This is a genomic window from Planomonospora sp. ID91781, assembly GCF_015711595.1.
Lineage (GTDB): Bacteria > Actinomycetota > Actinomycetes > Streptosporangiales > Streptosporangiaceae > Planomonospora > Planomonospora parontospora.
In genome coordinates, this window is the sequence record NZ_JABTEY010000002.1 from 2,544,642 (window position 1) to 2,555,699 (window position 11,058).

5 protein-coding genes are annotated in these 11,058 nt (G+C 74.5%); 1 reads left to right on the top strand and 4 read right to left on the bottom strand.

What is annotated here, in order from left to right; translation table 11 throughout:
• Positions 1 to 167 precede the first annotated feature (167 nt).
• The gene (locus HS048_RS30350; RefSeq protein ID WP_068904248.1) at positions 168 to 1,424 is read right to left on the bottom strand and encodes a pyridoxal phosphate-dependent aminotransferase; all 1,257 of its coding nucleotides are present in this window, start codon (positions 1,422 to 1,424) and stop codon (positions 168 to 170) included.
• 179 nt (positions 1,425 to 1,603) lie between these two features.
• Between HS048_RS30350 and HS048_RS30355 the strand changes: the two genes are divergently transcribed.
• Complete coding sequence (locus HS048_RS30355) at positions 1,604 to 2,788, top strand: transposase (RefSeq protein WP_307832702.1); 1,185 nt, start codon at positions 1,604 to 1,606, stop codon at positions 2,786 to 2,788.
• Positions 2,789 to 2,804: 16 nt separating this feature from the next.
• On the opposite strand, the gene HS048_RS30360 is transcribed toward HS048_RS30355, so the two are convergent.
• Genes HS048_RS30360 through HS048_RS30370 form a run of 3 tightly spaced genes read right to left on the bottom strand, consistent with a single transcriptional unit; the run spans position 2,805 to position 11,048 of the window.
• Entirely contained in the window at positions 2,805 to 4,157 is a 1,353-nt protein-coding gene (locus HS048_RS30360) for a KamA family radical SAM protein (protein WP_196469401.1), read from the bottom strand.
• Between the two features lie 25 nt (positions 4,158 to 4,182).
• Entirely contained in the window at positions 4,183 to 5,781 is a 1,599-nt protein-coding gene (locus HS048_RS30365; protein ID WP_196469402.1) for a D-alanine--poly(phosphoribitol) ligase, read from the bottom strand.
• Between the two features lie 11 nt (positions 5,782 to 5,792).
• Positions 5,793 to 11,048, bottom strand: a complete 5,256-nt coding sequence (locus HS048_RS30370; protein WP_196469403.1) for a type I polyketide synthase — start codon at positions 11,046 to 11,048, stop codon at positions 5,793 to 5,795.
• Positions 11,049 to 11,058 lie beyond the last annotated feature (10 nt).

Consider the following 11,058-nt stretch of genomic DNA (forward strand, 5'->3'; position numbering starts at 1 on the left):
CCATGGCGGGTCCCTTCTCGCGTGCGGAGCCGTTCTCACATGCGGAGCCGTCCTCGTGCGCCGGGGCGTCCTCGTGCGGTGAGCCGTCCTCGTGCGGTGAGCCGTCCTCGCGACCGGGCCGCGGGCACGGCGTGCGGGCACCGGGCGGGACCCGGTGCCCGGCGCGCTCAACCGCACAGCTTGGTGAAGCTCTCGTCGATCCGGCCGAGGACCTCCGCGACGTGCGTGACCCGCAGCGGGTCGGCCGCGTGCAGGGCCTCCCACTGCTGCTCCTCCGTGTCGCCGTACAGGACGGCGGTGGCCATCTTGATCCGCAGCGCCCGCCCGTCGTCGCCGAGGTGGTGGCCGCCGAGCACCGCCACGCCGAACGCGTCGAGCAGGTGGCGTTCGAACGAGGCGGAGTCGGTGACGGCGTGGCGGCCCAGCGTCTCCCGGAGCGGCTCGAAGTCCGGGTAGATGTAGAAGCCTCCGGTGGGCGGGCGGCACGAGGCGCCCACGCCGGCCACGATGCGGTGCACCGCCCTGGCCACGATCCCGTGCAGCCGGGCGCAGGCCGCCCGGTGCCGGAGCAGGGCCGGGGGCTCGGCCAGCGCGTAGGCCGCGACCTCCTGCATGGGGTTGGCCAGCGTGGACCACACCTCGCTGGCGAACGACAGGACGCCGTCGCGGATCCGCTCCCCCGCCGGCCCCTCCGGGAAGCGGATCACGCCGATCCGCCAGCCGCCGATCGCCAGGCTCTTGCTCAGTCCCGTGGTGACCACCGTACGGCGCGGCGCCACCTCGGCCGGGCCGAGGAACGGCAGGTCCGGATCGTGCACGAGATCGCGGTAGATCTCGTCGCTGACGATGAGCAGGTCCTCCTCCTCGGCGATCGAGCAGAGTTCCCGCACCAGCTCCGGCGGCGCCACGGTGCCCGTCGGGTTGTCCGGCATGGTGAGCACCATGATGCGGGGGTCGTGGCCGAGCACCCGCGCGGCGCGGATGGACTCCCGCAGCGCCCCGGGCTCCGGCACGCCGCCCCAGTCCTCGGGGATCGGCACGCTGATGGCCGTCTTGCCCGCCAGGTGCGCCTGGGGCGCGTAGGTGTTCCAACACGGGCGGGGCAGCAGCACGTCACCGGGCACGACCATGTTCAACGCCATCAGCAGGGGCTTGCTGCCCGGAGCCACCACCACCTGGTCCGGTTCCGTCGGCATCCGCCGCCGCGTGAAGTAGCCCGCCGCGGCCTCCCGCGCCGCCGCGCCGCCCGCGACGGGGCCGTAGCCGTTCCGCGCCGCACCGGTCACCAACTCGGCCATCAGGGGAGGGAAGACGGGCAGCCGGGCCTCACCGAACCCGAGGTGCACGATGGACTCGCCGACGGCCCTGCGCTCCGCCACCAGCTGGTTGAGCGCCAGGTTAGGCGAGACTCTTCGACTGACCATCAGATCCTCCCGAGGGGACCGTCGCCTTGAGGCGACGGGGGAATCGGGAGCGGGAGAGCCGCCCAGGCCCGAGCGTGCCCTGACCTGTCAGGTTCGCGCATCATGAATGTCCTTCCCGGTTTTGTCGGCGCCCGCCGAGATCGTGGTGTTACCGTTACCGAACGTGATGGGAGGTGGGTGTGCGCAGGTCGTACACGTTCCTGCTGCGCCCCACCGCTCGACAGGCGGCGGCGCTCGCGGCGTGCCTGGAGGACCACCGGCAGCTGTACAACGCCGCCCTGGAGCACCGCCGCACCGCCTACGCCAAAGCCGGGGCCACGATCCGCTACGGCGACCAGTCGGCCGAGTTGAAGCACATCCGCGCCGACGACCCCGGCGGGCAGGACCGCTGGTCGTTCTCCTCCCAGCAGGCCACCCTGCGCCGGCTCGACAAGGCGTTCCGCGCGTTCTTCACGCGCGTCAAGGCCGGGCGCACGCCGGGCTTCCCCCGGTTCAAAGGCCGCGGCCGGTTCGGCACCGTCATCTGGCCCAAGGACGGCGACGGCTGCCGGTGGGACTCCCAGCCCGAGCACCCGACCGCGACCTACGTGAGGTTGCAGGGCGTCGGGCACGTCCGCGTCCACCGGCACCGGCCCGTGCGCGGGAAGGTGAAGACGATCAGTGTCAAGCGGGAGGGCTCCCGCTGGTACGTGATCCTGTCGTGCGACGACGTGCCCGCCCAGCCCTTGCCCGCCACCGGCGCCGCCGCGGGGATCGACCTGGGCGTCGCCTCCCTGGTGACCACCTCCGACGGCGGGCACCTCGGCAACCCGCGCCACCTGGCCGCCTCCGCCGACCGGCTGGCGGCGGCGCAGCGCGACCTCGCCCGCAAGAAGAGAGGGTCCAAGCGCCGCCGCAAGGCCGTCGCCCGGGTCGCGGCCCTGCACGCCACGGTGCGGCGGCAGCGCCTCGACCACGCCCACAAGGCCGCGAACGCTCTGGTGGCCGCCTACGACGTGATCGTGCACGAGGCACTGAAGGTCGCGAACATGACCCGCAGCGCGTCCGGCACGCTCGACGCGCCTGGCCGGGGCGTCGCGGCCAAGTCCGGGCTGAACCGTTCGATCCTGGATGCGGGTTGGGGGGTGTTCCTGACGATCCTGTCGTACAAGGCTGAAAGCGCCGGTCGAGAGCTGATCGCGGTGAACCCCGCCGACACCTCCCGCACCTGTGCCCGATGCGGGCACTGCGCGAAGGAGAACCGCCTCACCCAGGCCGCGTTCCGGTGTACGGCGTGCGGGCATGAAGCGCACGCCGACGTGAACGCGGCGATCAACATTTTGAGGGCAGGGCTTGCCCTTCGTGAGGCTGCGCAAGCGGCTTAGCGAGAAGCCGCTCCCTTCAGGGAGCGGAGGAGTCACTGCCAGATCCTTTCGGGGTTCCGCGTACGGCCTCCGCCAGGTCGGCGGGGGTCGACGTGTCGAGCTTGAGCTCGTCGAGCCACGAGGCGTCGGCCGAGTAGTGGGCCCGGAAGGGCCGGCCGACCAGTGCGGGGTTGCGCGCCTGCAGCATGCGGAGCCGGAAGAAACGCCCCTCCGGGGTCTGCTCGACGCCGTCCACCGCGACCTTGCCCGGGGTGGCCGACATCACCGGGCCGCGCACGGTGCGGGCGAGGCCGGGCAGTTCCCGGTAGGCCGCCCTGAACACCTCCACCGACCTGGCCAGGGGAACCTTGAAGTAGTCGTGCGGGCCCGTGTCCCGCTCCACGAACATGTAGTAGGGCACCGCGCCGGCCGCCAGCTCCGTGCGCCACAGCTCCGCCCACGTCTCGGCGTCGTCGTTGACGTGCGCGATGATCGGCGCCTGGCAGTAGACCAGCGCGCCGGTGGACCTGATGCGCCGGAGCGCCTGCCGCGCGAGGTCGGTGCCCAGCTCCCGCGGATGGCTGAAGTGCGCCATCACGGCGAGGTTGCGCCCGGAGGCCACCACCTCCTCGAACAGCCGCAGCGCGTCGTCGGCGTCCTTGTCGGTGACGAAGCGCTGCGGCCAGTAGGCGACCGACTTGGTGCCGATGCGGATGGTCCGCACCGTCGGCACCCCCAGCAGCGGTTCCAGGTGGCTCCGCAGCCGCGCGGTGGACATCACCATGGGGTCGCCCCCGGTGACCAGCACGTCGGACACCTCGGGGTGCTCCCCCAGGTAGGAGACGAGCCCCTCGGGGCCGGGCGCGGCGAACCGGAGGTCGGCCTCCCCGACGAACTGCGCCCAGCGGAAGCAGTAGGTGCAGTAGGAGTGGCAGGTCTGGCCCTGGCCCGGGAAGTAGAGCACGGTCTCGCGGTACTTGTGCTGCAGCCCCGGCAGCTCGACGCCGTCGTGCCGGGGGACGTTCAGCTGCATCTGCCCGGCCGGATGCGGGTTGAGCCGGGCCCGGATCCGCCGGACGGCGGCGTCGAGCTCCGCCCTGGAGCCGCCCTCGCCGGACAGCCGCGCCAGCAGCAGCTCGTCGTCCGCCGTCAGCATCCCCCGCTGCGGAAAGACCAGCTGGAAGATCGGGTCCTCGGGAGCCCGGCGCCAGTCGACGAGCTGCGAGAGCACGTACTCGTTCACCCGGAAGGGCAGTACCAGTGAGAAGAGCCGCACCGTCTCCCGGACGTCCTCGGAGAGGCCGTACCGGGCGGCGATCTCGTTTATCTGACGCGGCCCGTAGGCCCGGAATCGCGCGGTGTCGGTGACGCTCGCAGCCAGCAGGGTCATGCGCGTAGTCCTTCGGTCTCAAGGATCAGGTGACGCCGGACCGCGCCGCCAGCGCGGCCCGGTCGAGTTTCCCGTTGTGGGTGACGGGGAGTTCGTCGAGCACGTGGAGTTCCTGGGGAACCATGTAGTCGGGCAGGGCCCGCTTGCAGAAGGAGCGCAGCCCCGCCCGGTCCAGGGGGCCCGTCCCGGGGGACGCGACGACGAACGCGCTCAGCAGGGGGTCGGCGCCGTCCCGGTCCAGCACCAGGGCGGCCGCGGCGCCGACCCCGGGGAACTCCCTGAGCCGGTGCTCCACCTCGCCTAGTTCGACCCGGTTGCCGCGGATCTGCACCTGCGAGTCGACGCGGCCGCAGTAGTACAGCTCCCCGTGCTCCCCCCGGTAGGCGCGGTCGCCGGTACGGAACACGAGCTGCCCGGACCGGGGGTTGAGCGGGTCGGGGACCAGCACGGACGCGGTGGTCTCCGGGTCGTCCCAGTAGCCGGTGAACAGGGAGGGGGTGCGCAGGTGGATCACTCCGGCGGCGCCCGGCTCGTCGACCACCCGCCCGGCCTCGTCGACGAGGGTCATCTCCGAACCCGGGTAGGGGAAGCCGATGGAGAGCCGCTCCAGGTCGTCGGGGACCGGGCTGGGGACGTCCGTGAGCGAGGCCGCCATCACCTCGGTGGGACCGTAGCAGTTGACGACGCGGGTCCCCGGCAGCAGTTCCTGGAGCCGGCGCAGCTCCGCGAGCGGGAACTCCTCCCCGGAGAACAGGATGCCGCGCACCCGGTCCAGCCCGGCGAGCAGCTCGGGTTCGTGCCGCAGGACCGGGCGCCAGATCGACGGCACCCCGTTGACCTGGGTCGCCTCCGCGTCCCGCAGGAAACCGAGGAAGCGCCGGGGCCAGCGCAGCAGGGTCCGCGGGACCGGCACCACCGCCGCCCCGCTGCCCAGCGCCAGGCCGATGTCCAGCAGCGCGAAGTCGAACTGCAGGGGCGAGGTGGTCGCCACCCGGTCGGCGGCGGTGACGATGCCGTGCGAGAGCATCCCCCGGTAGAACGCCAGGACTCCGCGGTGGCTCATCACCACGCCCTTGGGGCGGCCGGTCGTGCCGGAGGTGAAGATGATGTACGCCGGGTCGATCCCGAGGGCCTCGCGGCGCCGGCCGCCCGGGGACGCCGCGGGCCGGCGGTCCACCTCGAGCCCCGCCGGGCCGAACCGCCCGGTGCCCACCTGCTCCGGCAGTCCTTCGCGGGTTCCGCCGTCGGCCTGGAGGTGGAGCACGGGGGCGGCGGCGTCCACGATCCACCGGAGCCGCTCGTCGGGCGTCTCCGGGCTCACCGGGACGAACGTCAGCCCCAGCGAGGAGCAGGCCAGGAACGCCGCGATGGCCGAGGCCGAGGTGTGCGACTCCAGGACGACCCGGTCGCCGGCGCGGAGCCCCAGCCCGTCCAGGACGACCGCGTAGTCGTGCGCCCGCCGTTCGAGCCGCCGGTAGGAGACGGTCCGCAGACCGCCCTCGGCCGAGAGCTCGACCACCGCCGGGCTGTCCGGCGCCGTGCGGGCGGCGGCCAGCATGAACTCGTGGACCGTGTCGGCCCGCGGATACGGGGAGAGGAGGTCTTCTGTGATCGTGTCGTTCATCGGCGTCCCAGTCATTCGGAGGTCTCGAGTTCGTTGTCGAGGATCGCGAAGAGCTCGGCCGCGGTCGCCCCGGCGATGTCGTCGTCGACGGAGGGGGCCCCCTTGTCGAAGAACTCGTCGCGCAGGTGGGCGGCGACGGCGGTCACCGAGGGGTGGTCGAAGACCAGCATCGGGATGATCCGCCGGCCGGTGACGGCGACCATCCGGTTGCGCAGTTCCAGCGCGCTGAGTGAGTCGAAGCCCATGTCCAGGAAACCGCGGTCGACGTCGACCGACTCCGGCCGTTCGTGGCCGAGGATCTCGGCCGTGTGGGCGCGCACCATCTCCACCAGGGCCCGGTCGCGGTCGGCCGGCTTCATCCCGGCCAGCGTGCGCATCAGGTCACCCCCGTCGGAGGCGCCGGCCCCCGCCGCCTGCCGGGCGGGGACGCGCACCAGGCCGCGCAGGAGCGCCGGGACCTCGCCGGTCCGGGTGCGCAGCGCCGCCGGGTCCACCCGCAGCGGCGCCACGACCGCCTCGGCGGCGCCCAGCGCCGCGTCGAACGCGGCCAGGGCCTCCTCCTCGGTGAAGGCCGGCAGGCCCTGCCGCCGCATCCGGTGCAGGTCGGCGTCGCTCAGCTCGCGGCTCATCCCGGTCTTGACGTCCCAGGCGCCGAACGCCATCGACAGCGCCGGCAGCCCGCGCGCCCGCCGGTGCACGGCCAGCGCGTCCAGGAACACGTTCGCCGCCGAGTAACCGGCCTGGCCCGCGGCCAGCACCATCCCGCCCGCCGAGGAGAACAGCACGAACGCCGGCAGGTCCATGTCCGCCGTCAGCTCGTGCAGGTGCCAGGCCGCGTCCGCCTTGGGCGCCAGCATCGCGTCGACCCGCTCCGGCGTCCACTCCCCGACCAGCGCGTTGTCGACCGCTCCGGCCACGTGGACCACGCCGCGCAGCGGGTGGGCGGCGGGCACGTCCGCCAGGAGCCGGGCGAGCGCGCCGCGGTCGCCGACGTCGCAGGCCGCCGTCGTCACCCGCGCGCCCAGCGCCTCCAGCTCCTCGCGCAGCCCGGCCGCGCCGGGCGCGTCCGGGCCCCGCCGACTGGCCAGCAGCAGGTGCCGCACCCCGTGCTCGGCCACCAGGTGCCGCGCCACCAGCGCGCCCAGGCCGCCCGTGCCACCGGTCACCAGCACCGTGCCGTCCGCGTCCCAGCCGGGGGCGCCCGCCGGGGAGACGGCCGCCCGGACCAGCCTCGGCACGGAGACGCGGCCGGCCCGCACGGCCGCCTCGGTCTCCCCCGAGGCCAGGACCGCGGCCAGCGCGCCCCGGGACTCCTCGGAGCCGTCGGTGTCGACCAGCACGAACCGGCCCGGGTTCTCCGCCTGCGCGGCCCGCACCAGGCCCCACACCGGGGCCGTCCGCAGGTCCACGTCCTCCCCGGGCAGCGCCACCGCGCCGCGGGTCACCACCACCAGGCGGGAGTCCGCGAACCGCTCGTCGGCCAGCCGGCCCCGGATCGCCTCCAGCGCCTCGGCGACGGCCGACCGCACCCCCTGCGGGACGTCGTCCCCCGCGGGTACGGCGCACTCCAGCACCACGTTGTGCGGGACCTCCCCCGTGCCGGGGAGGTCCTCCCACCGGGTCCACGGCGCCGAGTCGGCCGTGGCGGGCATCCGGACCCACTCCACCTGGAACAGCGCGTCGCGGCGCGCGGCGCGCCCCGCTCCGAGCTGCTCGGCGGAGACCGGCCGGAAGGTCAGCGCCTCCACCGACGCCACCGCCGCGCCGGACGCGTCGGCCAGCTGCATCGCCACGGTGTTCGGGTCGCGCCAGGACAGCCGGACCCGCAGCGTGTCGGCCCCGGCCGCGTGCAGCGACGCGCCCGACCAGGAGAACGGCAGGAGGGTCTGCTCCTCGGGCTCGTCGTCGGCGACGCTCAGCGCGTGCATCGCGCTGTCGAGCAGCGCCGGGTGGACTCCGAACAGGCTCGCCTCCTGCCTGCCGTGCTCGGGCAGGGCGACCTCGGCGAACACGTCCGTGCCGCCCGGGCCGCCCTTCCAGGCCGCTCTGAGGCCCTGGAACATCGGGCCGTAGCCGTAGCCCTGGGAGAGCAGCAGGCCGTACGCGTCGTCCACGTCCAGCCGGGTGGCGCCCTCGGGCGGCCAGGCGCGCAGGTCGAACGGGGCCTGCGCCGCGTCGCGCCGGCCGAGGAGGCCGTCGGCGTGCTGGACCCACGGCGCGTCCGGCTCCCCCTCGGCCCGGGAGTAGACCGCCAGGGACCGCCGGCCCGCCTCGTCCGGCCCGCCGACCAGGACCTGCACCCGGACCGCGCCCTGCTCGGGGAGGATCAGCGGCGCCTGGAGCGTCAGCTCCTCGACCACGTCGCAGTCCGCCTCGGCGCCGGCTCTCATCGCCAGCTCCAGGAAACCGGTGCCGGGGAGCAGGAGGCTGCCGAGCACGTCGTGGTCGGCGATCCACCGCTGGTCCGCCGTCGACAGCCGGCCGGTCAGCACGATCCCGCCGGAGTCGGCCAGGGTCGCCGAGGCGCCCAGCATCGGGTGGTCGGGGGAGGTCAGACCGGCCGTTGCCACGTCGCCCGCGGCGGGCCGCACGTCCTCCCAGTAGCGCTGCCGCTGGAAGGCGTAGGTCGGCAGGTCCACGCGGCGCGCGCCGGAGCCGGCGAAGAACTCCCGCCAGGCGACCGGGGTCCCGCCGGTGTACAGGCGGGCCACCCCCGACAGCAGGGCCCGATCCTCCTCCTGGTCGCGACGCTGCAGCGGCACGAAGACGGACTCGCCGTCGCCGCCGACGCAGCCCTCGGCCAGGCCGGTCAGGACGGCGTCCGGGCCCACCTCGACGAAGGTGGTGACCCCGCGCCGCTCCAGCGCGCGCACCCCGTCGGCGAACCGCACCGCCTCGCGCACGTGCCGTACCCAGTAGTCCGCCTCGCGCAGCTCGCCGTACAGGTCGCCGGACAGGTTCGACACGACGGGGATGACGGGGCCGGAGTAGGCCACGCTCTCGGCCACCTCGCGGAACCGCTCCAGCATGGGATCCATCAGCTCCGAGTGGAACGCGTGCGACACCCTCAGCCGGGAGGTCCTGCGCCCCCGCTCCGCCAGTGCGGCGGCGACGGCCAGCACCGCCTCCTCCCGGCCGGAGACCACCACGGAGGCGGGGCCGTTGACCGCCGCGATGCCGGCTCCGCCGGTCAGCAGCGGCGCCACCTCCGCCTCGGAGGCCTGCACCGCCACCATCGCCCCGCCCGGCGGCAGCTCCTGCATCAGCCTGCCCCGCGCCGCCACCAGCCGCGCCGCGTCCGGCAGCGACATCACCCCGGCCACGTGCGCCGCCGCCAGCTCGCCGACCGAGTGCCCCAGCAGCACGTCGGGGACCACGTCCCACGACTCCAGCAGCCGGAACAGCGCCACCTCGAACGCGAACAGCGCCGGCTGGGTGAACTCCGTCCGGTCCAGCGAACCGGCCGCACCGCTCCGCACCACCTCGCCCAGCCCCCGGTCCAGGTGCCGGTCCAGCTCCGCGGCGACCGCGTCGAACGCCGCGGCGAACACGGGATGGGCGGCGTACAGCTCGCGCCCCATGCCGGCCCGCTGCGCCCCCTGGCCGGAGAACAGGAACGCCGTCGCCCCCCGGGACCGGGCGGTGCCCCGCACCGTCCCCGCACCGGCCCGGCCCACGGCCAGCGCCTCCAGCCCGGCCAGCGCCTCCTGCCGGTCGGCGGCCGGGACCACCGCCCGGTGCTCCAGCGCCGCCCGGCCGGACGCCAGCGAGAACGCCGCGTCGGCCACCGGCGTCCCGGGCTCCTCCCGCATGCGGGCGGCCAGCCGGCCCGCCTGGTCCCGCAGCGCCTCGGCTGTCCGCGCCGACACCACCAGCGGCACCACCGGCGGGACCGGCCCGGCGGCCGGTTCCTCCTCCGCGGGCGGCGCCTGCTCGATGATCACGTGTGCGTTGGTGCCGCTCAGCCCGAACGACGACACCCCGGCCCGGCGCGGATGGCCGTTCTGCGCCCATTCGCGGGCCTCGGTCAGCAGCTCCACCCGGCCCGCCGACCAGTCGACCTGCGGGGTCCGCTCCTCGGCGTGCAGCGTCTTCGGCAGCACGCCGTTCCGCATCGCCATGACCATCTTGATCACACCGGCCGCACCGGCGGCGGCCTGGGTGTGGCCCATGTTCGACTTGATCGAGCCCAGCCAGAGCGGCCGGTCCTCCGGCCGGTCCCGGCCGTAGGTCGCCAGCAGCGCCTGCGCCTCGATCGGGTCGCCCAGCCGGGTGCCGGTGCCGTGCGCCTCGACGGCGTCCACGTCGCCGGGACCCAGGCCGGCGTCGGCCAGCGCCTGCCGGATGACCCGCTGCTGCGAGGGGCCGTTCGGCGTCGTCAGGCCGCTCGACGCGCCGTCCTGGTTGATCGCCGATCCCCTGATCACGGCCAGGACGGGGTGGCCGTTGCGGCGCGCGTCCGACAGCCGCTCCAGCAGGAGCATGCCGGCCCCCTCCGAGCAGCCGGTGCCGTCGGCGCCGGCGGAGAAGGACTTGCACCGGCCGTCGGCGGCCAGCCCGCGCTGGGTGTTGAAGTACACGAACATGTCCGGCGTGGCCATCACGGTGACGCCGCCGGCCAGCGCCAGCGAGCACTCCCCCGACCGCAGCGCCCGCACGGCCAGGTGCAGGGTGACCAGCGACGACGAGCACGCCGTGTCCACCGAGACCGCGGGCCCCTCCAGGCCCAGCGTGTAGGCGACGCGCCCGGTGACCAGGCTGCCGTCGCTGGTGCCCGTACCGTAGTCGTGGTACATGACCCCGGCGTACACGCCGGTCCGGCTGCCCTTCAACGACGCCGGATCGATGCCCGCCCGCTCGATCGCCTCCCAGGCCGTCTCCAGCATCAGCCGCTGCTGCGGGTCCGTGCCCAGCGCCTCGCGCGGGGAGATCCCGAAGAAGTCCGCGTCGAAGTCGGCCGCGTCGTGCAGGAAGCCGCCCTCCCTGGCGATGCTCCTCCCGGCCTTGCCCGGCTCGGGGTCGTAGAGCCCGTCGAGGTCCCAACCGCGGTCCCCGGGGAAGCCGGAGACCGCGTCGACGCCGTCGGCGACCAGCCGCCACAGGTCCTCCGGCGAGGCGACGTCACCCGGGTACCGGCACGCCATCCCCACGATCGCGACAGGTTCGGCGGCTCCGGCGGTCAGCTCGGCGTTCTGCCGGCGCAGGCGGTCGTTCTCCAGCATGGCCCTGCGGAGGGCCTCCACTATCTCGTCGACGGACGTGTTCACGGAACACCCT

Coding starts and splice junctions, on each gene's coding strand:
- HS048_RS30350 (WP_068904248.1), bottom strand. CDS start 1,424: ATGGTCAGTCGAAGAGTCTCGCCTAACCTGGCGCTCAACCAGCTGGTG.
- HS048_RS30360 (WP_196469401.1), bottom strand. CDS start 4,157: ATGACCCTGCTGGCTGCGAGCGTCACCGACACCGCGCGATTCCGGGCC.
- HS048_RS30365 (WP_196469402.1), bottom strand. CDS start 5,781: ATGAACGACACGATCACAGAAGACCTCCTCTCCCCGTATCCGCGGGCC.